18 protein-coding genes are annotated in these 22,873 nt (G+C 61.6%); 4 read left to right on the top strand and 14 right to left on the bottom strand.

Annotated elements, in window-relative coordinates; genetic code table 11:
• Positions 1-15: 15 nt before the first annotated feature.
• From CFI11_RS15705 to CFI11_RS15685, 5 genes are read right to left on the bottom strand one after another with little or no spacing between them, the layout of a single operon-like run.
• Positions 16-882 carry an ABC transporter permease gene (locus CFI11_RS15705; protein ID WP_130407591.1) on the bottom strand — a complete coding sequence of 289 codons (867 nt, stop codon included), beginning with the start codon at positions 880-882 and terminating at the stop codon, positions 16-18.
• Between the two features lies 1 nt (position 883).
• A complete protein-coding gene (locus tag CFI11_RS15700) occupies positions 884-1,828 on the bottom strand; it encodes an ABC transporter permease (protein WP_130407589.1) in 945 nt (314 codons plus the stop codon).
• A 57-nt stretch (positions 1,829-1,885) separates the two neighbouring features.
• The gene (locus CFI11_RS15695) at positions 1,886-3,412 is read right to left on the bottom strand and encodes an ABC transporter substrate-binding protein (protein ID WP_130407587.1); all 1,527 of its coding nucleotides are present in this window, start codon (positions 3,410-3,412) and stop codon (positions 1,886-1,888) included.
• Positions 3,413-3,416: 4 nt separating this feature from the next.
• Positions 3,417-4,520: an ABC transporter ATP-binding protein gene (locus CFI11_RS15690; RefSeq protein WP_130407585.1), complete on the bottom strand. Its 1,104-nt coding sequence runs from the start codon at positions 4,518-4,520 to the stop codon at positions 3,417-3,419.
• Entirely contained in the window at positions 4,517-5,521 is a 1,005-nt protein-coding gene (locus tag CFI11_RS15685; protein WP_254448933.1) for an ABC transporter ATP-binding protein, read from the bottom strand. Before CFI11_RS15685 ends, CFI11_RS15690 begins: the two co-directional genes overlap by 4 nt.
• A 283-nt stretch (positions 5,522-5,804) precedes the next feature.
• Between CFI11_RS15685 and CFI11_RS15680 the strand changes: the two genes are divergently transcribed.
• The 3 genes from CFI11_RS15680 to CFI11_RS15670 all read left to right on the top strand — a co-directional run bounded on the left by CFI11_RS15680 (position 5,805) and on the right by CFI11_RS15670 (position 12,261).
• A complete protein-coding gene (locus tag CFI11_RS15680; RefSeq protein ID WP_130407581.1) occupies positions 5,805-7,793 on the top strand; it encodes a calcineurin-like phosphoesterase family protein in 1,989 nt (662 codons plus the stop codon).
• Positions 7,794-7,963: 170 nt separating this feature from the next.
• On the top strand, positions 7,964-9,124 hold the full coding sequence (locus CFI11_RS15675) for an efflux RND transporter periplasmic adaptor subunit (protein ID WP_130407579.1): 1,161 nt from the start codon (positions 7,964-7,966) through the stop codon (positions 9,122-9,124).
• A gap of 2 nt (positions 9,125-9,126) precedes the next feature.
• Positions 9,127-12,261 carry an efflux RND transporter permease subunit gene (locus CFI11_RS15670; RefSeq protein WP_130407577.1) on the top strand — a complete coding sequence of 1,045 codons (3,135 nt, stop codon included), beginning with the start codon at positions 9,127-9,129 and terminating at the stop codon, positions 12,259-12,261.
• A gap of 59 nt (positions 12,262-12,320) precedes the next feature.
• Here the strand turns inward: CFI11_RS15670 and CFI11_RS15665 are convergent, their stop codons facing one another.
• The 6 genes from CFI11_RS15665 to CFI11_RS24510 all read right to left on the bottom strand — a co-directional run bounded on the left by CFI11_RS15665 (position 12,321) and on the right by CFI11_RS24510 (position 19,115).
• Complete coding sequence (locus CFI11_RS15665; protein WP_165390283.1) at positions 12,321-12,773, bottom strand: universal stress protein; 453 nt, start codon at positions 12,771-12,773, stop codon at positions 12,321-12,323.
• A gap of 4 nt (positions 12,774-12,777) precedes the next feature.
• The gene (locus tag CFI11_RS15660; protein ID WP_130407573.1) at positions 12,778-14,589 is read right to left on the bottom strand and encodes a glycine betaine ABC transporter substrate-binding protein; all 1,812 of its coding nucleotides are present in this window, start codon (positions 14,587-14,589) and stop codon (positions 12,778-12,780) included.
• 5 nt (positions 14,590-14,594) lie between these two features.
• Complete coding sequence (locus CFI11_RS15655; RefSeq protein WP_130407571.1) at positions 14,595-16,178, bottom strand: BCCT family transporter; 1,584 nt, start codon at positions 16,176-16,178, stop codon at positions 14,595-14,597.
• Positions 16,179-16,549: 371 nt separating this feature from the next.
• The gene (locus CFI11_RS15650; protein WP_130410039.1) at positions 16,550-17,365 is read right to left on the bottom strand and encodes a GNAT family N-acetyltransferase; all 816 of its coding nucleotides are present in this window, start codon (positions 17,363-17,365) and stop codon (positions 16,550-16,552) included.
• Between the two features lie 578 nt (positions 17,366-17,943).
• Positions 17,944-18,495 carry an aminotransferase class I/II-fold pyridoxal phosphate-dependent enzyme gene (locus CFI11_RS24515; protein WP_217358708.1) on the bottom strand — a complete coding sequence of 184 codons (552 nt, stop codon included), beginning with the start codon at positions 18,493-18,495 and terminating at the stop codon, positions 17,944-17,946.
• On the bottom strand, positions 18,387-19,115 hold the full coding sequence (locus CFI11_RS24510) for an aminotransferase class I/II-fold pyridoxal phosphate-dependent enzyme (protein ID WP_217358707.1): 729 nt from the start codon (positions 19,113-19,115) through the stop codon (positions 18,387-18,389). Before CFI11_RS24510 ends, CFI11_RS24515 begins: the two co-directional genes overlap by 109 nt.
• Before the next feature lie 86 nt (positions 19,116-19,201).
• Here CFI11_RS24510 and CFI11_RS15640 point away from each other — a divergent pair, with 86 nt between their 5' ends.
• Complete coding sequence (locus CFI11_RS15640; protein ID WP_130407569.1) at positions 19,202-19,870, top strand: GntR family transcriptional regulator; 669 nt, start codon at positions 19,202-19,204, stop codon at positions 19,868-19,870.
• A gap of 194 nt (positions 19,871-20,064) precedes the next feature.
• On the opposite strand, the gene CFI11_RS15635 is transcribed toward CFI11_RS15640, so the two are convergent.
• The 3 genes from CFI11_RS15635 to CFI11_RS15625 are packed head-to-tail and all read right to left on the bottom strand — an operon-like array spanning position 20,065 to position 22,669.
• Positions 20,065-20,517, bottom strand: a complete 453-nt coding sequence (locus tag CFI11_RS15635) for a hypothetical protein (protein WP_130407567.1) — start codon at positions 20,515-20,517, stop codon at positions 20,065-20,067.
• Between the two features lie 4 nt (positions 20,518-20,521).
• Positions 20,522-21,799, bottom strand: coding sequence for an MFS transporter (locus CFI11_RS15630; RefSeq protein WP_217358706.1), 1,278 nt, complete (start codon positions 21,797-21,799; stop codon positions 20,522-20,524).
• A gap of 3 nt (positions 21,800-21,802) precedes the next feature.
• The gene (locus tag CFI11_RS15625; RefSeq protein WP_217358705.1) at positions 21,803-22,669 is read right to left on the bottom strand and encodes a nicotianamine synthase family protein; all 867 of its coding nucleotides are present in this window, start codon (positions 22,667-22,669) and stop codon (positions 21,803-21,805) included.
• Between the last annotated feature and the right edge of the window lie 204 nt (positions 22,670-22,873).

Below are 22,873 nucleotides of genomic sequence, written 5' to 3'. Positions count from 1 at the left end.
TGTCTCCCGTTTCTCTTATTGTTCTCTTGGATCCAGCGCGTCGCGCAGGCCGTCGCCCAGAAGGTTGAAGCCCAGCACGACAAGGAAGATCGAAATCCCCGGCCAAAGCGCCATCCAGGGCGCCTGGTTGAGGAAGTTCTTGGCGGTGTTCAGCATTGACCCCCAGCTTGGCGCGGGCGGCTGCTGGCCGAGGCCCAGAAAGGACAGCGACGCCTCGGCAATGATGGCGGTGGCGATGGTCAGCGTGGCCTGAACAAGGATCGGTGGCAGCACGTTGGGAAAGATATACCGCGTCAGGATACGGTGGGTCGGCAGGCCGATCGCCCGGGCGCTGTCCACGTAATCCTCGGCCTTGACGTTCAGGACCTGCCCGCGCGTGAGGCGGATGAAGATCGGCGTGGCCGAGATGCCGATGGCGATCATCGCATTGGTGAGCGACGGGCCGAGAAACGCAGCCAGGGCGATGGCGAGGATCAGGAAGGGTGCGGCCAGCAGCGCCTCGGTACAGCGGGAGATGATGGCGTCGATCCAGCCGCCGAAATAGCCTGCCAGAATGCCCAGAGGCACGCCCAGGCAAAGCGCGATGCCAACCGACACGACGCCGGCCAGAAGCGAGGCCTGCGCGCCCCAGATCATCCGGGAGAGCACGTCGCGCCCGATCTCGTCAGTGCCCATCGGATGGGCGGGAGAGGGCGGTTTGCGCACGGCCCCCCAATCGGTGGCCGCCGGGTCGGGGATCGGCAGGATCGGCGCCAGAAGGGCGATTAGGATGAAGAAGGTCACGAGGATCCCGCCCAGCATCGCGCTGCGATGGCTGCGGAACTTCTTCCACACGCGGTTTTCGGGGGCCTTGGCGAGGACGGGATCGGGGGCTGTGACCATCTCAGCCCGTCCTCAGCCGCGGGTTCAGCAGCATATAGAGCATGTCGGCCAGAAGGTTCATCAGGATGAAGCCCACGGCGGTGACCAGAACGATCCCCTGCACAACGGCGTAGTCACGGTTGAAGACGGCATCGACGACCAGCTTGCCGAAGCCGGGGATGGTAAAGATCTGCTCAGTCAGGACGGCACCGGCGACGAGTTCACCGAAGAGCAGCGCGGTAAGCGTCACGATGGGCGTCAGCGCATTGCGGAAGGCATGTTTCAGGATCACGATCCGTTCGCGCAGCCCCTTGGCCCGGGCGGTCCGTACGTAATCGGCGGTGAGCACCGACAGCATGGCCGACCGCGTGTGCCGCATCAGCGTGGCCGCAAGGGCGGTGCCCAGAACGAAGGCGGGCATCAGCATCGTGGTGATGGAGCGCCAGAAATCCTCGGATAGAGGGACATAACCGGAGGCGGGCAGGAGCTGCCAATGCACCGAGACCAGAAGGATCAGCATGATCCCCAGCCAGAAGTTGGGCACCGACAGACCGGAGAGGGCCACGACATTGGCCACATAATCGGTCACGGTGCCTTTCTTGACGGCAGACAGGATGCCCGACGGTATGCCGATCACAAGCGCAAAGATCATCGACATCACGGCGAGCTGGATGGTGACGGGCAGCTTTTCCCCGATCAGCTCGGCCACCGGTTGGTTGGTGCGCAGGGACACCCCCAGATCCCCTTGCAGCGCATTGCCGACCCAGGTGAGGTATTGCACCGGGACCGGGTCGTTCAGCCGGTATTTCTCCCGCAGGTATTCCAGCACCTCCGGGTCCCGCTCTTCCCCCGCCATGACCAGCACCGGATCGCCCGGCAGCAGCTTTTGCAGCGAGAAGACGAAGATCGAGATCAGGATGATCGTGGGGATCGCGATCAGCACCCGTCTGAGAAAGAAAGCCAGCATCGGCAATGGGTCTCCCTGAGAGAGGCCGCGCCCCGGTGCCGGGACGCGGGGCTCCGATTACTCCTGCAAAGTCACGCCTTCGAGACGGATCATCCCGTCGGGATAGGGTGTGAAGCCCTGCAAGGCCGCCGTATGCGCCCAGATCCAGGTCTGGTGGTAGAGATAGACGAGTGGCGCCTCGTCGATCAGGATGTCACGGGCTGCGTCGTAACTCTCTTTCCGCTCGGTCGCATCGGTCGAAATACGGGCCGCGTCCAGCAACTCATCCACCTTGGGGTCGGAAAAGCCACTGTCGTTGATGCCGCCGTCGGTGGTGACGAACTGATGGATGTTGCCATCGGGATCGACCCGGCCGGACCAGCCGATCTGGCTGGCCTGATATTCACCGGCGGATTGATCGGCGAGGAGGGTCGCGAATTCCTTGGAGGTGAGCGAGATGCGTATGCCCGCCTCGGCCGCCATGGCCTGAACCACCTGCATCAATTGCAGCAGCACGGTCGTGTTGGTCACCTGAACCTCAAGGTCGATGCCGTCGGGATAGCCGGCCTCCGCCAGCAGTGCCTTGGCCTTGTCCACGTCACGAGCGGGTACCGGGTGGTCGGTGTCATACCAAGGGGAGTTCGGCGGGAAAGACTGGTTGCCCGGAGCGAAGGCCCCTTCGAATACGACCTGGTTGAGCGCCTCACGGTCGACGGCATAGCTGAGCGCCTGACGCAGACGCTTGTCATTGCCCCATGGGTTGTCGCTGCGCGGGCCGTTGTTCACGTTGAAGGTGATACCCTGATAGCCCAGCGATACGGCGCTGGCGACGGTGATATCGGCATCCCCTTCGGCCTGGGCGAGGTCGGTGGCGGCGAGGCGTTCGAGCATGTGGATGTCGCCCGATTGCAGGTTGGCCAGCCGCACGGTCGTGTCGGGGATGGGCAGGAAGGTCACGCTGTCAAAGCTGATCGCGTCGGCGTTCCAGTACTCCGCGAACCGCTCAAGCACGATCCGGTCCTGTGCCACGCGTTCGGAGAAGGAAAACGGCCCTGAACAGACCGGGTTCAGCCCGAAATCGGCACCGGCTTCGGCGGTCGCCGTGGGCGAGAGCATCATGCCGGACCGGTCGGCGAGTTGCGCCAGCAGCGTGGCGTCGGGGGCGGCAAGGTCGAGCCTGATTTCATACTCGCCCAGCACCTCGGTGCCGGTGACGGAGGCAAGCTCGGACTTGCGCCGGCTTTCGGGCAGGGTCTGGGAGCGTTCGATGTTGGCTGCGACCGCCTCGGCGTTGAAGGGCGTGCCGTCATGGAACACCACGCCGTCGCGCAGCGTCATCGTCAGCGCCAGACCGTCGCCAGAATACTCCCAATCGGTGGCCAGTTGAGGGATGATCTCAAGCTCGGGCGTGATGTCCACCAGCTTGTCGCAAAGCGACGCATAGACGATCCGCCCGACAAAGGTGCGCGACTGGTCGGGATCGAGCACGTCGGCATCCGATTGCAGCGCGATGCGCAGGTCCTGCGCGGTGGCGGCCCCGGCCAGAAGGCCGAGGGCGGACGCCCCCATCAGGGCGGCGGACAGGGTCCGGGTCAGGCGTTTCATGGGTTCACTCCTCTGCTGTTGTCGTCGTCTTGTTGTTGTCGTGCGTCAGCTGCGCGCCAGCCAGGGCCGCACGGTAAAGCGCGCGCCGCACAGCGGTGGCGGGATTGTCCGCTTTGGGTGCAGGCGCGGCGGGGGGCGCCGCGATTTCGGCCCAGTAGGGGCAGGCGGCCTCGTGGCCTTCGGCGCCGACGCTTTGCAGCGCGGGATCGTCGGCGGCGCAGGCAGGACGCGCATGGGGGCATCGCGTGTGAAAGCGGCAGCCCGAGGGCGGGGCGAGCGGGCTGGGCATCTCGCCTTCCAGCTTGTCGGCCCGCGCCCCGCCCCGCGCCGGGATCGACGCCAGAAGAGCCTGCGTATAGGGGTGGCGGGGGGAGGCGAAGACATCCTCGACCCGCCCCGTCTCGACGATGCGGCCCAGATACATCACCGCGACGCGGTCGCTCATATGCCGGATCACCGCCAGATCATGGGCGATGATGACCAGCGTCAGCCCCAGATCCCGCCGCAGATCCGACAGAAGGTTGACGATCTGCGCCTGGACGGAGACATCGAGCGCCGAGACAGGCTCATCCCCGATAATCAGTTTCGGGTCGGAGGCCAGCGCCCGGGCGATGCCGATCCGCTGGCGCTGCCCGCCGGAGAATTCATGCGGATAGCGCCCCGCATGTTCGGGCAGAAGGCCCACCTTGGTCAGCAACTCCGCCACCCGGACCCGCCGCTCGGCCACCGACAGGTCGGGCGCGTGCACTTCCAAAGGCTCGCCCACCAGCGCGCCCACGGTCAGACGGGGGTTGAGGGAGGAGAACGGGTCCTGAAAGATGAATTGCATGTCGCGCCGCAGATCGCGCAGGGCCGTTCCGCTGGCAGAGCCGACGGCGCGCCGGTCAAACACGACTTCGCCGGAGGTGGGCGCCAAAAGCCGCATCAGCAGACGGGCAAGGGTCGATTTCCCGCAACCGCTTTCGCCGACGATGGCAAAGGTCTCGCCCTTTTGTATGCGGAAAGACACCCCATCGACCGCCCGCACCGTGCGGGGCTGAGAGAGTAGGCCGCCGCCGGACCCAAAATGCTTGACGAGGTCGCGCGCCTCCAGCAGGGCGGCGCTCATGCCACCACCGCTATGTGGTCTTCGAGTGGGGCGAAATGGCAGGCCACCGCATGGCCGCTGCCCTGATCGCGCAAAGCAGGTCGCGTGGCGCAGGCTGCCGTGGCAAAGGCGCAGCGGCTGCGGAACCGGCAGCCCGACGGCATCGCGCCGATGGACGGGACCGAACCGGGCACGATGGCCAGCCGCTCATCGGGCTGATCGAGACGTGGCATCGCGCCCAAAAGTCCGATCGTGTAGGGATGCTGCGGATCGTCGAGCACGGCGGCGACCGGCCCCTGTTCGACCACCTGCCCGCCATACATGACCGCCACGTCATCGGCGATTTCGGCCACAACACCCAGATCGTGGGTGATCATGATGGTGCTCATGCCGGTCTCGCGCCGCAGGTCACGGATCAGATCGAGGATCTGAGCCTGAATCGTGACATCAAGTGCTGTTGTCGGTTCATCCGCGATCAAAAGCATCGGATCGTTGGCCAGCGCCATGGCGATCATCACCCGCTGTCGCATACCACCGGACAATTGGTGCGGATATTCCCTGAGGCGCTGCGCGGGCGACGGGATGCCGACCCGCGCCAGCATCTCGCCCGCATGGGCGAGCGCATCGGTGCGGGTGCCGCCTTGGTGGCAGAGGATCGCCTCAGCGATCTGGTCGCCGATCCGGAAGGCGGGATTGAGCGAGGTCATCGGCTCTTGAAAGATCATCGCAACGCGACCGCCTCGAATTTCGGGCGACAGGCTTTCTTGCGTCAAATCTATGCTATAATTTGATAATTTTAGAGAGCCCTTGCTGATCTGAGCCGTGTCAGGCGGCAGAAGGCCCATGATCGCCATGGCCGTGACACTCTTCCCGCAGCCCGACTCGCCGACAACGCAGAGGATCCGACCCGCCCCGACTGAAAGGCTGACCTCGTCCACCACGTCCGCAGCTTGTCCGCGAAACCGAAGGCTCAGCCCGTCTAAAGTGAGCAGCGGCACCTCGGTTTGCTGGGTGTCGGACAAGGGCAATCCTTTCCAGAACATGTGAACCAATTTAGAATTGGTTTGCTTCATTGGAGAGTCAACATAAACCTTCGTGCTTTTGATCTGCGGCCAAGGTGAACGCCTGAATTTGCGGCACTGGTTGATCCGCAACCAGGCCCTGTCCGAACCCTTTTTTGCCGAAAGCCCGCTGTTGCGCGCGCGTCACTGGACTGACACACCGGTGTCATCCCGCGGACTGACCTTAAAGTCAGCGGGCACAGCGCCTGTCGAGACAGCCTCGATCACAGCGGGAGTGACAACCATGACACCACGACGACTTTTGACGCGCACGGCGATGCTTGCCACCGTCGCAACCCTCAGCGCTGGGCCGGGGTTGGCCCGGATGGAGTATGTGGCGGGCATCGACGTACTGCCCGGCACGGAGGTCGAGACACCCCAGACCGTGCAGGGCACCGTCTTTCACGATCTCAGCCGGGATGGTGTGCGTCAGGTGGACGAGCCGGGCGTGTCCGGTGTCATCGTCTCGAACGGGCGTGATGTCACCGAAACGGACCGCGCGGGCAACTACAGCCTGCCGGTTTTCGACAACATGACGGTGATGATCAGCGAACCGGCAGGCTGGGACACGCCGGTGACGGCGGACGGCGTGCCGCAATTCTTCTACCACCACAAACCCGATGGCACGCCCGAACCGCTGCGCTATGGTGGGCTGGAGCCGACAGGGCCGCTGCCGGAGGCCATCCACTTTCCGCTGATCCGCACCCAGAGGGCCGAGCGATTCAGCTGCGTGATGATGGGCGACACCCAGCCCTATTCGAACACCGAGATCGGATATGTCCGGGACGGGGTGATCGACAGCCTGATCGACCGTGACCTGTCGGAGGCACGCTGCATGGTGATGCTGGGCGACGTGATGGGGGACGACCTGAACCTGCTGCCGCGCTTCATGAACCTCTTTTCGGTGCTGGGCCTGCCGCAATACTATATCCACGGCAATCACGATTTCGACTTCGACGCGACCTCGGACGCGCATTCGGCGGACAGCTGGCGGCGGATCTACGGGCCGAACTATTTCAGCTACGAGATCGGCGATGTCGTCTTCATCGCGCTCGACAACGTGGTCTATCCCTGCGGACCCGAGGACGCGCAGCCCGGAGACCGGGAGGCCTGCGCTGATCCCGACCGGGTCGTCTATAACGGGCGCGTCACAGACGATCAGATGGCCTGGCTCGAAGGCACGCTGGAGCGGGTGCCGGAGGACAAGCTGATCGTGATGATGCACCACATCCCATTCGTGTCCTTCATCGACAGCAATACCGGGCGGCACCAGACCGACAACCTGGCGGAGATCCATGCGCTTCTGGCCGGACGGCAAGCCGTGTCGTTCTCGGGCCACACGCATACGTTCGAATATCTGGCCGCTGGTGAGTGGTATCAGGGCTGGGAGGAGCAGGTGGGCATCACCCGCCTGCCGTTCGACCATATTGTGGGCGGCGCGCCATCGGGCAACTGGTTCCAGGGTGATCTGGGCTTTGACGGCACGCCGATGGCCTTTGCGCGGGGCGGCACTCCTCCGGGCTACATGATGGTCGATTTCGACGGGGCGGAGTTCAAGGTTACGTTCCACGCGGCCAACCAGCCGCCTGAGCGGCAGATGGCGCTGTCGTTCAACACGCCCGCGTTCCGCGACTGGTTCACCACGCTGCAAGGCTGGCAGGATGAGCAGGGCCGCGGCGCGGAGGGTCTCCCGCCGGTCACGCAGAACGATCTGGCAGATGTCAAACTGCTCACGCCCGAGGATCTGGGCGGCACCGTCTGGCTGACCGCAAATGTCTGGGGCGGGGATCGCAACAGCACCGTCTTCGCGCAGATCAACGGCGGGGAGCGTCTGGAGATGACACGTACGCAGGAGGGCAACGGAGAGGACATTCGCGCGGGCGCCGAATGGGCCGATCCTTTCGCCGCGCAACGTCAGATGACGATCGGGCGCTATGCCTGGCAATCGACATCCGGCGCGCCGCGCGCCCAGGGGTTCGAGCTGTGGCAGGGCAGCCAGTTCGGCCCGGTCCCGCCGCAGGGGATGAGTGCGAGCCATGTGGCGGACAGTTCCCCCCACCTTTGGCGGCTGGAGATGCCGGGTGACCTGCCCGAGGGCGCGCATGTGATCACGGTGACAACCATCGACCGGCATGGCCGCGAATGGCACGAACGCATGCTGTTCGAGGTGCACGCGGAACGCCCCATGCCGTTCTGGGACAACACGCTTTGGGAGGATGAGGCGTCGAACTGAGCGTGGCAGGCTCCCTTTGATCCCTGGGCCGCGCCGGTCGCGGCCTGGGCGGTCTCGTGCTGACAAAGCTTCACAAATCGGCACATGCCATGTGCGCGACCTTCGCCAAGGCGCAGTTTGTACTAAGTGATGTTATGCGGCATTCTGGTTGCGTAGCATGAAAGCGTCATATGTCCCTGGTCCGTCAACTTCTCCTGTCTGTGGTGGTTTTGGCCGTCACACTCCTCCTCTGGGTTACTTATGTGCCCTCCGCCGCGGCCTATCTGGACCGGGTCGGCCTTTTGTCCCTTCTCGGCATGGAAGCGCCCGAGCAAGCGGAAACCACCTCTGGCGGGCGGGGCTTTGGCGGAAGCGGGCCAACTCAGGTGATCGTCGCCGAGGTGACAGAGCGCGCGCTTGATGATCGGATTTCGGCCATCGGGGACGGGCGGGCCATGCGCTCGGTCACCATTCGCTCGGACGCGGTGGGCTTGATCACCGAGGTGGCCATAGAGGCGGGCAGCTTTGTCGAAGAGGGCGCGCTTTTGGCCCGGCTCGAAGACGAGGCAGAGCGCATCGCGCTCGACCGGGCGCAGATCGTATTGGACGACGCCAGGGACGATTCCGAACGGTTGGAGCGGTTGCGGGTGACCGGGGCAGTGACCGAGGTGAGCCTGAGGGAGGCGCAACTGGCCGTCCGCACCGCCGAGCTGGCCCTGCGTGAAGCACAGTTCAACCTCGATCAGCGCCGCATCGTGGCACCGATCGCGGGCTGGGTCGGGATCCTGGAGGTCGAACAGGGAGACCGGGTGGAAACACAGGACATGTTGGCCACGATCACCGACCGGTCCTTCATCGTGATCGATTTCCGCGTGCCGGAACGGGTGATCGGTCAGCTTGCCACCGGCATGGAGGTGTCGGTCACGCCGCTGGCGCGCCGGGATACGGTGCTGACCGGGCGGATCAGCGCGCTTGATACGGTCGTGGACCGGGCCAGTCGCACGCTCAGGGTGCAGGCCCGCGTCGCCAATGACAGCGACCGGCTGCGGGGCGGTATGGCCTTTTCTGTTCGGATGCAGCTTGAAGGAGAGACCCTGCTGGCTGTCGATCCGTTGGCCGTTCAATGGTCCGGCACCGGCGCTTTTGTCTGGGCCGTGCGCGAGGGCCGCGTGGAGCGGGTCGCGGTGGAGATCCGCCAGCGCAATAGTGACGTCGTGGTGATCGACGCCTCGGGCCTTGAGCCCGGAGATCAGGTGGTCACAGAAGGGGTGCAGTTCCTGCGTCCCGGCGCTGAGGTGACGGTAGCCAACGATCTGCAGGCCGCCGAGACGCCCCGCAGACGAGCGCTCTGACCATGGCGCCCGCGCCCACTCGCTCGCTCTTTGGCACAGCGCTTTTCGTGCGCCGTCCGATCCTGGCCTTCGTGCTCAGCGCGCTGATCGTACTGGCCGGTCTGGCGGGCCTTTTCGGCGTTGAGATCCGCGAGTTGCCCAATGTGGACCGCCCGGTCGTTACGGTGACGACCGAATTCCCCGGCGCCTCGCCCGAAACGGTGGATCAGGAGCTGACAGGCCGGATCGAAGGAGCCGTGGGCCGGGTGGCGGGCGTGCGATCGATCTCGTCGAATTCGCGGTTCGGACGCAGCAGCGTGACGCTGGAATTCGGCGACAGCGTCGATATCGACGTGGCCGCGTCGGATGTGCGGGACACGATGGCACGGCTGGTCAACCAACTCCCAGACGGTGCCGACGACCCCGAGATCATCAAGGCTGATGCCGATGCCCAGCCGGTGATGCGGATCGCCGTCACCTCCTCCCGCCGACCGCCGCAGGAATTGACACGGATCGTGCAGGAACGGGTGGAGGACCGGCTGATCTCGGTCGAGGGGGTGGCGGATCTGAGGATCTACGGCGACCGGGAGCCGATCTTTCGTGTCGATATCGACCAGCTTGAACTGGCCAGCCGGGGGCTGACCCTGGCCGATCTGCGGGACGCGTTGGCCGATGTTGCCTATGACGCGCCGGCGGGTGGGCTGACCGGCAACCGCCAGACCCTGAACGTACGCACCACGGCGACGGTCGCCACCACGTCCGCGTTCGAGGCGCTCAAGATCACCGATGACGTGAGGGTGGGCGACGTGGCCCGCGTGACGCTGGGTCCTGCGCCCAACGAAACGGTGCTGCGCGCCAATGGCGAGGCGGGTCTTGGCATGGGCGTCATCCGCCAGTCCAACAGCAATACGCTGGAGATCTCGCGCGCCGTGCGCGAGGTCGTGGCCCAGCTGGACGCCACGCTGCCTGAGGATATCAACATCTTCGTCACCTCGGACGACGCGGTCTTTGTCGAAGGCTCGATTGAGGAGGTGCTGAAGACGCTGGGCCTTGCCATCCTCATCGTGGTGATCGTCATTTTCATCTTCCTGCGGGATGCGCGGGCCACGCTGATCCCGGCCCTGACCATGCCTGTGGCGCTTATCGGCACCGTGGCGGCGATCTATCTGGTGGGCTTTTCGGTCAACATCCTGACCCTGCTGGCGCTTGTGCTGGCCACGGGCATGGTCGTCGACGACGCCATCGTGGTGCTGGAAAACATCGTGCGCCGGCGGGCCGAGGGGATCGGACCCCGGGCCGCTGCGGTGCTGGGCACGCAGCAGGTCTTTTTCGCGGTCGTGACGACCACGGCCACGCTGGCGGCGGTGTTCATTCCACTGTCGTTCCTGCCCGGTCAGGCGGGCGGTCTCTTTCGGGAATTCGGCTTTACCCTTGCTATCGCGGTCATGCTGTCCTCTGTCGTGGCGCTGACATTGTGTCCGGTTCTGGCTAGCCGCCTGCTTACGCAGGACGAGGCAGCGGATGGTCAGGCGGGCGGGCTTTTCGGATGGATCGGCACAAGGCTCGCGGGCCTTTACGAGGCAACGCTGCGCACGGCCCTGGCCAACCCGTTCGTGGGACTGCTGGTGGCCGGTCTCTTCTCGGCGACGGCGGTCTTTGTTTCCGGCGACATCCAGCAGGAACTGACCCCGCGGGAGGATCGTGCCGTCATCCTGTTGTCCGTGACCGCGCCGACGGGCGTGTCGCTTGACTATACCAGCGGCAAGATGGCCGAGATCGAGGATGCGATGCGTCCGCTGCAGCAGGACGGGGAGATCACCAACATCTTCTCCATCACCGGGTTCGGCGCCGACAATCGCGGCTTCATGGTGTTCACGCTGGCCCGCTGGCAGGACCGCGTCCGCACCCAGCAGGAGATCGCGGGCACGCTGCGCGCCAAGCTGCAGAACACGATCGGCGTGCGGGCCTTTGTGATCCAGCCCAACTCGCTCAGGATCAGGGGCGCCGGGCGCGGACTGACCTTCGCGGTGACCGGAGACAATTACGACCAACTGGCGGAGGTGGGCGATGCGCTGGTCGAACGCCTGCAGGAAAACCCGGCCATGGGTCAGGTCCGGCTGGAATACGAAACGACGCAGCCTCAGCTTTTTATCGAGATCGACCGCGCCCGCGCGTCGGATCTGGGGATCGAGATCACAGGTCTGGGCGATGCGCTGCTGGCAGTCCTGGACGGCCGGTCGGTGGGCGAGGTGTTCATCGATGATGTCAGCTATGACGTGCAGATGTTGTCGACCGGCACGCCGGTAGACGATCCCGGCGATCTGGAGAACATGTTCGTGCAGTCGGGCGACGGGCAGATGGTGCCGATGTCGAGCTTTGTCACCCTGCAGGAGCGCGCAGTTGCGCCAGAGCTTGAGCGCGAAGGCCAGAACCGGTCGGTGGAGATCTCGGCCAGCCTGACCCCCGGGATGTCACTGGGCAATGCCATGGCCGAGGTCGATCGTCTGGCCAGCGAGATCCTGGAAGAGCAGAACCGCGTCGTCCCGCTGGCCGAGGCGGCAACGCTCGATCAGACATCCGCGGGCCTGCTTCTGACCTTTGGCTTCGCGATCCTCGTCGTGTTTCTGGTCCTGTCGGCGCAGTTCGAAAGCTTCATATCCGCCGTGGTGGTGATGGTGACGGTGCCCATCGGACTGGCCTGCGCGATCTTTGCTTTGCTGCTGACGGGGCTCAGCCTGAATGTCTATAGCCAGATCGGGCTGGTGATGCTGATCGGGATCATGGCCAAGAACGGGATCCTGATCGTGGAATTCGCCAATCAGCTTCGTGATCGGGGGCAAGAGGTGCGCGAGGCGATCCTGAACGCCTGTTCGATCCGCCTGCGCCCGGTGATGATGACGATGACCTCTACGGTGCTGGGTGGCGTACCCTTGATTCTGTCTTCGGGCGCGGGGGCGGAGGCGCGCGAGGCCCTGGGATGGGTGATCGTGGGCGGGCTGGGTCTGGCCACGCTGTCGACGCTTTATTTGACGCCCATTGCGTACTTGCTGCTGGCCGGGTTCTCCAAGCCCCGCGCTGAGCAGGAACAGCGCCTGATGCAGGAAATGGAAGCCGCGTCAGAACGTGCCGAGCTGAAACCGGCCGCGCTCAAATACTGAGCCAGGCGGTTAGTGCCGCCGGCAGATATGCCCCGACCTTTCAAACCGAGGCAGAGACCTTAGTCGCGCACCACCTGCACCGAACACGTCGCATGCCTTACGACCCGGGCGGTGTTGGGTCCGATCAGGTAGTCAGACAGCGACGGCCTATGGGCGGCCATGACGATCTGCGTCGCGGGCAATTCATCGGCGACGTTCAGGATTTCCTCGTAGACCGTGCCGTAGCGCGCGATCAGATCGAATTCGACGTCTTCCGGGGCGTAGTCCACTCCGATCTCCTGAAGGCGGGCGCGGGCCCGTTGTAACAGATCATCGATCTTGAGCTCTTCCGACCCGCCGGTTTCCCCCCGGATGGAATAGCGCCAGTCGAGCCCGGCCATGATCTCAGGAACGACTGTCATGATCGTAACATCCGCCGCGGTCGCACCGGCCAGGGCGAAGGCCTGTGGAAGCGCCTTTCGCCAAGAGGATTCCTGCACCAGGTCGATGGGGACGAGCAGTTTTCCAGCCATTTTGTTATCTCCGTTCCGGTCGCGCATAGAGCCAGAGCATCCAGGCGAACATGAGCAGGACCAAAGCAGTCATCAGTGAGACCGCGGGCGAGGGGTTGACCGCAGCCGGCGGTGACGGAAGCGTTGGCGCAAGGGCAGGGGCCGCGCGGATGGCGGGGTCAAGCCCGGTGCCGATCCCAAGCGCGGAATTGATGGCCGCAGCCGTCTTGTCGGGAATGGCCGATACATCGGTCGGCATCGATGCGCCGGGTCCTGCGGGGCCGACCGCATCGGTGTCGGTGACGACAGGCCCCGCCAGAACAAGCTGTGATGACAGGGTGTCGATCGCCGCGTTTTGTCCCGCATAACTGCCCGCGGGGATGCGGGCCTGCCGCAGTTGCGGGAAGCGGATCAGGTTGTTCCCGGTGTCCCAATTCTCCAGGACCAGCAGGCGACCATCTCCGGACAGCAAATCCTGCACAAGGGTCGAGCCGATGGGCGCCAACACAAGCGACGCGTCGGCCTCCACCCCGGCGATGAGGCCGTCGGATGCCGGGCTAAGGGTTATGTCATCAAGCATAGTGGCCAAGATGCGCGCCGCCCGGTGAGAGGCAGAGCCCTCGGGGCCGGTGGCCAGTGTCTCGACATCCGCCAGCCGCCGGACATCGCCCTGGCTCACGATGTGGATATAGGCCTGACCGACCACGCCGAACGCCTCCACCGGGCGGGCTGTCAGCGGGCCGTCCGTATCGAGATCGGAGAACTCTACCGCCGCGGTCAGGGCCAGCGGCGCCCCGCCATTGGCCACAAGGGCCAGCGGGTCGCTTTCGGATTGCAAGCGGACGCGACGGCCCGGATAGGCCTCGCGCACCGCGCGCAGGGCGGTGCCGGTTTCGGCATCTGCCCCGATCAGCGGAGAGTGGGCGACGATAACGGGCTCGGTAATCTCCAGCCCTTCGCCGCCGTCGATCAGGCCCAGGTCGGCCAGCGCTGCGCGTGCGACCTCGCGCGGGGACAGCGCGTCCTGATCCACGCGGCTGTTGAGCGTCTGCATGGTTTCAGCGTCAAGCGTGCCAGCCAGTCGGTTGAACGCCGCCTGAAGGTTTGGGAAGCGGACCAGTGCGTCGGCGCGGATCAGAGGCGCGGCCTCGTAGACGGGAAAGAAGGTCAGATCGTCTTCCAGCAGAACGAGGCCCAAATCGGCAATCTGGCCGTCCGTCGTGAACACTTCGATCACGTCAACGCTGCCGGCCAGAAGGCTGTTGTAAAGGTTTGTCCGCTCCTCCGGCGATACGACGCTGACCGCGCCAAACTCCATTCCGTAGCGTGCGGTCATCGGGCCAAAGCCGTCGAGCGGGCGGGTCCGGAAGTTTTCGTCGATGCCGATGGCAAGATCGGAGGCGCGGTTTACCAGATCCGAGATCGACGTGATCCCAAGCTCCTGCGCCCGGCCCGCACGCATGGCGAGACCGTAATTGTTGGCAAAACCGAACCGGTCGCCCCAGACAAGCCCGATGGGCTGATAGAGCGCGCGTACCCGCTCCGTCGCGGCATCGCCATCGGTCATGGCAGGTTGGCCCAGCATCACCAGACCCGTGCCATTATATTCGGCATAGACATCGATATCGCCCCGCCGCAGCGCTTCGAGGTTGACCATCGTGTCGCCCAGATTGGTCCGGCGGGTCACGGCGATCCCGGCATCTTCGGCAAGCGCGGCCATCATTTCGGACAGGATCGAGCTTTCGCTGAAATCCTTGCCGCCGATGATCAGCGTCTCGCTCGCCTCATCGCAGGCGCTTAGCCCCAGAAGGGCGAGACAGGCTATCACAAATCGCATCGCGCTCACTCCGCCGCTGTGGTCGTTGATGCCGGCCGGGATGCGCGGCCGCGTGCTTCGCGCGGTCTGGTCTTGTCCGGCCGCTCCTTGCGGATTGCACGCATGAACCCGACGATCTGCAAAAGCAGAATGATCGAAAAGGGTAGGGCGCCCGTGATCGCCATGGCCTTTGCCACCGTGATGGATCCCGTCAGCAGGGTGCCTGCCGTTAGGACTGCGATCAGCACGCCCCAGACCATCTTGTGAAAGACGGGCGGGTTCAGGTTACCCCCCGTTGTCATCATCGACAGCACGAATGTGCCCGAATCCGCGGATGTCACGAGGAAGATAAAGATCAGAAGACAGGCCGTGCCGCCAAGGATCGCGCCTGCCGGGAAGTAGTCGAGGAACGCAAAGAGGGCAGAGGTCACATCGGCGAAAACCAGTTCGGTCAGCCCGCCACCGCCGAACATCTCGATGTAAATGGCCGTGCCTCCAAAGGCCGCGAACCACAGGATCGAGAACATCGTCGGCACCAAGATCACACCGATGCAGAATTCCCGGATCGTGCGGCCCCGGCTGATCCGCGCCACGAAGATGCCGACAAACGGGCCCCATGCCAGCCACCAGATCAGATAGGTCAGGGTCCAGCCGCTGGTCCAGCTTGCCAGGTCCTCGTAAGGGAACATGCGAAACGCCATCGCGGGCAGCCGCGAAAAGTATTCGCCGATGGAGTTGACGAAGGTTTCCAGGATGAAGCGCGACGGCCCGAAGACGATGACGATCAGAAGAATGCCGATCGCGATCAGCATGTTGATGTTCGACAGGATCTTGATGCCCTTGTCCACACCGGTCGTCGCCGACAGCATGTAGCAGACGAAAAGCACGCCCATGATCATCAGCGACAGGTTCGTGGTGTCGTCGAGCCCGAAAACCTCACTTAGTCCACCCCGCACTTGAAGCGTGCCCATGGTCAGGGACCCGGCCAATCCGAAGACGACGGCAAGTACGCCCAGAACGTTGGCCAATGTGCCGATGGGTTTGCCCTCTGGCCCGGGAAAGACCGAATTGATCGGTGTGGAGATTTCGGAGGTTTCGTTTCGCCGGAAGGTAAAGTAGGCGATCACCAGCGCGCAGACGCCGTAGATGGCCCAAGCGTGCAGACCCCAATGAAGATTGGTGATGACCATCGCCTCGCGCGCGGCGGCTGGGGTGCCGCCCTCCATGCCGGGCGGGGCTTCGAAGTGATAGATCGGCTCGGCCACGCCCCAGAAGAGAAGCCCCGCGCCCATGCCGCCCGCGAACAGCATGGCGATCCAGGAGGCGGTCGCGAATTCGGGGCGTTCGTCGTCGGCCCCCAGCCGGACGCTTCCATAAGGCCCGAACGCAAGATAGCCGCTGAGCAGCAGAAAGCCTGTCGTGATCAAAAGCCAGTACCAGCTTATCCCGGTCAGCATGTAGTTGGTGAAGCCCAGAAAGACGCCGGTCATCGCGTCGGGATCGATCAGCCCCCAGCCCCCGATCCCCGCGACACAAACCAAGGAAATGATGAAAACGGCGCTGAACAGCGGCGGCCGTTCGGTGCGTCCGGGATCTGACTGTTCCGACATGATGCGTCCCTCGCTGCTTTTTTGAATATCTTTTCCTATTTTACCGGGCCACCGTGCTGAGGGGCGGCTGTGTCACTGGTACCCACCTAGCGTCACGACTACCCTGACTGAAGAAATGTCTAAATGCGACATCGAAGTGTCGCAAACCTTGCATCGAGACCGGTTCTTTTGCCAGACGAAGTATAGCAAAGGCCGAAAACCCAAGGTTGAAAGAGCGAAGGCAAGACAACCATCATTTCACGGGGTCGGGCTTCTCCGCCCTGGCCGTCAGATGCGGTCGGTGAATGATCGAAGGTCAGTTTGGGCATGCCATCGAACGGACCCGGCTGTCAGCACCACTGGTCGGTTCGCTCTTCCGCCCCTTATCGCGATCAGCCGAGTTCCATCGTCGCAATGGCCTGCAGCGTGGCGTCGGTATCCGGGATTGCGCCGCGGAACATCCGCGCCGTCACAAATGGTATGGAAAAACCGTTGAGTTCCAGTTCCCGTCGCAAGGCGCCATTGCCTTCGGGGGTGTCGATGATGAGGGGACCGTCCGGTCGCAGCGCTGCAATGTCCGAGATCAGTTCGATCGAAGCCGACAGGTCCGGGGCGATGAGTGGACCGATCTTTGTTCCGATCTGGCATTGCCGCCAAGTTGCAAAACCGCAAATCTCCCTATCCCGAAGGTAGACGCGGGTGCCGCGCACGTCCTCTTTTTGCTGCAACCACGCGTTCAGGAACGCGCGCCTCGCATACCCGTTGGCGCGCGCATCAAGGTTTATGAGAAACTCCGTATCTGTCGGTGCGGCAGACCTGACATTCGGTGACGGGCGACCGTCCAGCCGCCCCTCATGCCTGAGACTGGAGCCTGTCTTGGTAAACCCGGATCGTCTGTAATTGTGTTCCTGCTCTGGTACGCCATCCAGACCAATTGAACGCGACCCAGCATGAGCAATTGCAACTTGCCACGTCTGCAGACCCAATCCTTGTCCACGCCAGTCCGGGTGACAGAGGTAAAGGCCAAGAAAAGCATTTTCCGGATCGTGATTAACCACTGAAACAGATGCGACCGGAACGCCGTCCACGCGGGTCAGGAAAAACCCCTCTTGGTCCGCGGCATGGAACCCGGCGGCATCGGCGAGACCGGGGTTCCAGCCTTCCTCAGCCGCCCAGGTCAGAACGGCCTCCAGCTCTGAGACATCCATTGCGCGGGTTTCGGTCCTGATGTTCAATTTGCGATGCCTCTCTTTGCTGTCACGCGACAGTAATCTCTTGTGGAGTATTTACAACGTGGCGGGCCTTATCGGGTGCCATTGCGCAGCTTGGCCAAAGAGGCGTGGGAAAGATGGCATCACATCGGTGACATTTGTGACTTCAAGGACTTGAACGCAAAGACGAATGTCCACTCTGGACTGATCTCATTCAGGCGAAATCAGGGTCTTCGCTTGAGGGTGCGGCGTCTCCGGGGTCAGCGACCGGTCCGCACTGCAAGGGTTTCGCCGCGCCTTATATCGACGCTTGGACATATCCAGCATCCCTTCGCGAAAGCCAGTCGTGCCCCTCCGAACGATCTCAGCCAAAGACCGGGAGCGCGTCCTTGCCTCGCGGCGCGCGGGATCTCTCGACCATCTGCGTCATGATCGGATGAGCCGTTCGTGACATCAGGCCAAGTCGGTCATGTCGTTCAACTCTCGACCCGGCAGGCGCGGTGTGACAGGTTTTCCGAACCCGCCATTCAACGGTGATCGTCCAATCGCTGAAGACAGGGCGAAAGGTCTTTTGGTCAAACCGACCAGGCTTTACGCAACCTTTCCCGGATGCCTCGCAACCGATCGACCGGCTCGTTGGCATAGACAAATCGCAGGTATCGGCCAGCCCTGTCCGGAGAACCCCAGCCGGTCATCGGCGTGGCGGCAATCTCTCCGTCCTTGAACGCCAGCCTGGACGCCTTATCGGGTGAGAGGCCCAGCGTGGCCGTGTCGATCAAAAGAGACCAGCCGCCGTCCGGGCGCACCACCGGCAGATCCGAAAGCTCATCCAAGATCAGATCGCGCCGTGTGCGCCAGGTCGCCCTGGCGGCGGCCACGCCATCGTCGATTGCCGTCAGGGCCGCCGCAGCGCCGGACATCCCGATCCCCACCTGGCACACCACGTTCGTCAGGCTCACCAGACCGATGTCGGCCATGATCGCGCGGGGGCCGACGATCCAGCCGACCCGCCAGCCGATCATACGGTATTCCTTGGACACCGAGCCGATGGTGATCGTGCGGTCCCGCATGCCCGGCAACGTCGCGGGGTGCAGAACGGGCTGATCGGTGAAAAGGATCCGCTCCATCGCGGCATCGTGCACGATCCATGCATCCATGCATCCATGCGCTCTGCCGCGTCTGCGATGGCGTGCCATTCGGCCTGGTCGTGAACGATGCCGCTTGGCATGGACGGGCTCATGGTCAGGATCGCGCGGGTGCGATCCGTCACCGCGTCCGCGAACGTGTCGAGATCGAGCCGCCAGCCACCACCCGCGATCCGCAAGGGCACCAGCTTTGGCACGCCGCCCGCAAGGCGGATGCGGTTGATAAGCCCTGCATAGGCCGGATCGGTGATCACGACCTCGTCTCCCGGTTCGAGGAGGGCAAGCAGAACGTTCAGAATGCCCGACAGTCCCCCGGCCGAGATGATGCATTCGGTATCTGGATCGTAGGTATGCCCGGCCGTGGCCGACACCCGCGCGGCGGCCGCCTGTCGCAGTACGCCGAGGCCGAGAAACGGCAGGTAACTGTTGGCATCGTCGCGCCCAATGGATGCAAGTGTCGCCTCGATCGCGGTGCGGGGTGGTGGGATGTCAGTGTCCAGATTTTCAAGCCGCAACATGTCTGAAGACGCTGCCGCATCGGCTACATTGCCCATCTTATCGACCCCGATCCCCGGAATGTCCTTCAGCCTCGTCACAGTCATGTATCTCTCCAAATTGGATCCAATTTAATAAATTGCATACATAGTGAAGATCCGTTAGACAAGACGCTCATCAGCAACGGGACGCTATGGAAGCCAGCGAAGACAAAATCGAAACACGCCGTTCCGGCGATCAATCCGACGCGCTTGCCGCGGTTTTGCGGCGCCAGATCATCTTGGGAGAGATCCGACCGGATGCACGATTGCGTCAGGAGGATCTCGCCAGCCGTCTGGATGCGAGCCGCATGCCCCTGCGCGAGGCGCTTAGAACCCTCGCCGCGGAGGGGTTTGTGAAAATCCAGCCAAACCGAGGTGCCGTTGTCGCGCCGATTGACCCGGACGAATTGCGCGAAATCACCGAACTTCGTGTGGCCCTTGAGACCATGGCCATTCGTCATGCCATTCCAAGGCTTTCAAACGACACCATAGATGTGGCATCGCGTATACAAGATGAAATAGAACGCAGCCGCGATGACGCCTTTGCCGGTCTCAACGCGCAGTTTCACGCAGCGCTCTATGAGGCGTCAACGCGTCGGCTTTTGCTGCGCCAGATCGCAAACCTGCACAATTTGTCGGACCGCTATCTTAGGGTCGCTATTGGCGATCTGGGGCTCAATCCTCGGTCATCGCGGGAGCATCGCGCGCTTCTTGAGGCTTGCTATGCCAGGGATGTAGACGGGGCGGTCGCGCTTCTTACTGAGCATATCACAGTGCCGGGTCAGGCAGTGGAAGCCAGTATTCGAGCTGCACGAACGTAACCCGGTTTGATGCAGTCGGCGAGCGCCTCGGCGCCTCGTGACGAAAGATGTCCAAATCGCTTGGGGCCTTGCTTCCGGTCTGCCCATCGCCGATGCGCAGACTCTGACGTTTCTGCCCTATGTCTTGGATGTTGCAACAACAGACGCGCGCGCAGGACCGTAATCAGGCGCTGCATATTGGGACCCTCTTCGCGCTACGCAATGGGCACCATGAAGCTCGCGGATCCCGTGAACGCGCCGGATTCCACATGAATGCGCGCATCCTTGTAATACACCAGATTGTCGGACAGCTTCTTTTTGCAATGCTTGGGAAAGAAGCCTTCAAACCGAACCTTCTCGGTCTTGTTGATGACCCTCTTGAATGTAATATCCAGATTTCGAATATACACCTCTCCCACTTTCTTTGGAAGATGATTGTCCCAACAGCCGTAAATGATCCCAAGCTGCGAGATCCAGATCATCGCACTCTGAGCGCTGAAATGGAACTTACCGTCGCCCATCATGCTGTATTTCTCGACGTCTATCTTTCCATCTATATATCCCGGCTCAAGACTGACCGAGGCAAACGTCATCTTTTCATTTTGCCAGCCATTTTCCAAGTAATCCGACATGTATGCACGCTGTTGCGCAGTTGTAAGCTCTACCATAACATTATCCCTGACGTTTAGGTGAGGCATTGGTTTGATTGGCCTGGATCTTTTCAGGAGAAGGCATCACAATGCCAAATAGAAATGCTGTTAATACCCCGATGATAGCTAGGCTATACCAGGCAAGATTATCGTTTAATTCAGAAAGGTCGAAGGCGACACCAATTGCGCTGCTGCCAAATATAAGCCCAATCCCGCCGAAAATATAGAAAAATCCATAGTGTGTTGCCACAGATCTGTCATGAGCGAATTCCGATATCTGACTCATGATGAAAGGAAAGCTCATCATCGTTCCAAACGTGAATATGATCGCCAATGCGCTTAAAGACAGGTAATGCAGGAGTTGCGAACTATTCGACCAGTCTGGAACAAGGACTAGAAAGGATCCACCCATAAGTGCCAGACCGACGCGGATCCAGTATTGAGGTGTATTTCGTTTTTCGCAATATTGAGTGACGGGCAGTTGAAGGCATATCGACACAAGAGCACATAACGTCAATACCCATGCAACATCCTGCTGCGCGCCATTCTGGTTCACGATATGAATGGGAATTGCAAATGAAATCTGATTTATCAACATGAAGTAACCCGTCATCAGAACAGAGAACTTGATAAAGGGCGTGTTGGTCAGAACGCCCGCTATCATCTCACATATATTGGATGTCGAGCTTACCTTGTCCTCGCGCTGCTCCTTTGGGGAGGGCGATGATTTCTTCCCGTTGGATAGTAAAAATCCGAACACCACGGCAAAGATGGCAAAGGGTGCGCCTGCTGTCAGGCAAAGTACATCAAAGCTGACACTCAACAGCAGCACGCCGCATACAGGCCCTAAAAGCTCCCCGCCGTTGCGGGCGACCCCAACAAGTGAGAACATTTGCGCGCGGCTGATATCCTTTTGAGCGGCGAAATAGGACTGTGCGGCTGGCGTAAACAAAGCGCCAGCAAAGCCTGTGAGGATCGCGGCTGTAAAGAGGAGAACCATGGACTCCGAGAATAAGAACAGCCAGAAGCCGGTTGCCCGAAGAATACATCCAAGGACAATCAGCCGCTTATTTCCGAATATATCCGCCAGTAGGCCACCGACGATGAACAATCCCTGCTGGCAAAAGGAGCGCACGCCAAGAACAACACCGATAAGGGTTGCGCTAAGTAAGAGATCCTCCTTCAGAAATCCCGCCAAGAAGGGGATTAGCATATAAAAGCCGAAGTTGAATGAAAATGCGGCAAACAGCATCCATCGATACTCAGCTCGGAGCTTGAAAAGCGTTGAAAACGTTGCCATGAATTACGGTGCTTTCTGTGCTATCAAGATCGAATGAAAATTGTCGGCGTAGGTTTGGATTTTCAGTTTCATCGAAAATTGCTTCAAATCGCTCTCGCCGATGCTGGGATACAGCAGCTTCCGTAGATTATAGGCAGTGCGTAAAACCAGGAAAGATCCCGGGGCCATGCTGCGATAGAGGTAATCAATGATCTTGGTCTTTAAAGCCTCGTCCCCCGCCAGTGCGGCAAGCCAGATGACGTCGTATTCGGCAAGATCTGTTTGGTTGACGATATCGCCGTGAATGAAATTCATTCTAAGATCAGGATACAGTTTTTGGCTTACTTTCGCCCCAAGCTCAAGGTCTGCCTGGTGAATATCGAGGTTATCCGTCGCAAAGCCATTTTTCGCCAAGGCAAGCGAGGTCACAGGCAATGCACCGGAGCCTACCATCAAGATCTTACCGATAGCACTCGGTGCCAGCGCTTGGACCGCATTGATTTCAAGCGAGGTTGCACGCTTGTAATGCGCATAATAGGGATAATCATCTTCGAAGACGCTCAAAGGGCTATCCGATTGAAGAATTCTTTGCGCCCAGTATCGTTCATAGATGCTGGAGGCATGACTGAACAACATCTGAATGCCTGGCTTGGCATCCTGGATGCTTGGATGTTGCAGCACCGTATCAGAGAATTCGGAGCTGTGATCGTTGGAAAGTAAATTTAAAAAGCTATGAAACTGAACCATTGTGTCATCTGAAATTGAAATTTCAGACATCGCTTTGATCTGTTGATATTGGCTTATGATTTTTTCCGCGTGTGCAGAGGCTGTCATTCTAAACTCATCCGGAGGCTGAAAATTATGATATATCATATCATTTTGAGCATCCATGTGCCATCCCGGAGAGGCTGGTGTATCCTTCTCGGTCAACTCGCCTGCGGAAATCTGCCGATTGCGGGAAGTCTATCCGTCAACGACGTCTTGGGATGCACCTTGGAGCACTGCGTCTTTTGGCGCTTGCTGTCTTTCAATGACATAGCTTCAACAGAATTTGGACCTCGCGAAGCGCCGCTGGAGTGGCGATCATGAGCGGGC

This window comes from Thalassococcus sp. S3 (genome assembly GCF_004216475.1).
GTDB lineage: Bacteria > Pseudomonadota > Alphaproteobacteria > Rhodobacterales > Rhodobacteraceae.
This window is presented reverse-complemented; position numbering and strand designations above follow the sequence as displayed.

Bases quoted from the DNA above. Each gene is read 5' to 3' on its own strand.
- CFI11_RS15705 (WP_130407591.1), bottom strand. From the start codon at position 882: ATGGTCACAGCCCCCGATCCCGTCCTCGCCAAGGCCCCCGAAAACCGC.
- CFI11_RS15700 (WP_130407589.1), bottom strand. From the start codon at position 1,828: ATGCTGGCTTTCTTTCTCAGACGGGTGCTGATCGCGATCCCCACGATC.
- CFI11_RS15695 (WP_130407587.1), bottom strand. From the start codon at position 3,412: ATGAAACGCCTGACCCGGACCCTGTCCGCCGCCCTGATGGGGGCGTCC.
- CFI11_RS15690 (WP_130407585.1), bottom strand. From the start codon at position 4,520: ATGAGCGCCGCCCTGCTGGAGGCGCGCGACCTCGTCAAGCATTTTGGG.
- CFI11_RS15680 (WP_130407581.1), top strand. From the start codon at position 5,805: ATGACACCACGACGACTTTTGACGCGCACGGCGATGCTTGCCACCGTC.
- CFI11_RS15675 (WP_130407579.1), top strand. From the start codon at position 7,964: ATGTCCCTGGTCCGTCAACTTCTCCTGTCTGTGGTGGTTTTGGCCGTC.
- CFI11_RS15670 (WP_130407577.1), top strand. From the start codon at position 9,127: ATGGCGCCCGCGCCCACTCGCTCGCTCTTTGGCACAGCGCTTTTCGTG.
- CFI11_RS15665 (WP_165390283.1), bottom strand. From the start codon at position 12,773: ATGGCTGGAAAACTGCTCGTCCCCATCGACCTGGTGCAGGAATCCTCT.
- CFI11_RS15660 (WP_130407573.1), bottom strand. From the start codon at position 14,589: ATGCGATTTGTGATAGCCTGTCTCGCCCTTCTGGGGCTAAGCGCCTGC.
- CFI11_RS15655 (WP_130407571.1), bottom strand. From the start codon at position 16,178: ATGTCGGAACAGTCAGATCCCGGACGCACCGAACGGCCGCCGCTGTTC.
- CFI11_RS15650 (WP_130410039.1), bottom strand. From the start codon at position 17,365: ATGGATGTCTCAGAGCTGGAGGCCGTTCTGACCTGGGCGGCTGAGGAA.
- CFI11_RS24515 (WP_217358708.1), bottom strand. From the start codon at position 18,495: ATGGAGCGGATCCTTTTCACCGATCAGCCCGTTCTGCACCCCGCGACG.
- CFI11_RS24510 (WP_217358707.1), bottom strand. From the start codon at position 19,115: ATGACTGTGACGAGGCTGAAGGACATTCCGGGGATCGGGGTCGATAAG.
- CFI11_RS15640 (WP_130407569.1), top strand. From the start codon at position 19,202: ATGGAAGCCAGCGAAGACAAAATCGAAACACGCCGTTCCGGCGATCAA.
- CFI11_RS15635 (WP_130407567.1), bottom strand. From the start codon at position 20,517: ATGGTAGAGCTTACAACTGCGCAACAGCGTGCATACATGTCGGATTAC.
- CFI11_RS15630 (WP_217358706.1), bottom strand. From the start codon at position 21,799: ATGGCAACGTTTTCAACGCTTTTCAAGCTCCGAGCTGAGTATCGATGG.
- CFI11_RS15625 (WP_217358705.1), bottom strand. From the start codon at position 22,669: ATGGATGCTCAAAATGATATGATATATCATAATTTTCAGCCTCCGGAT.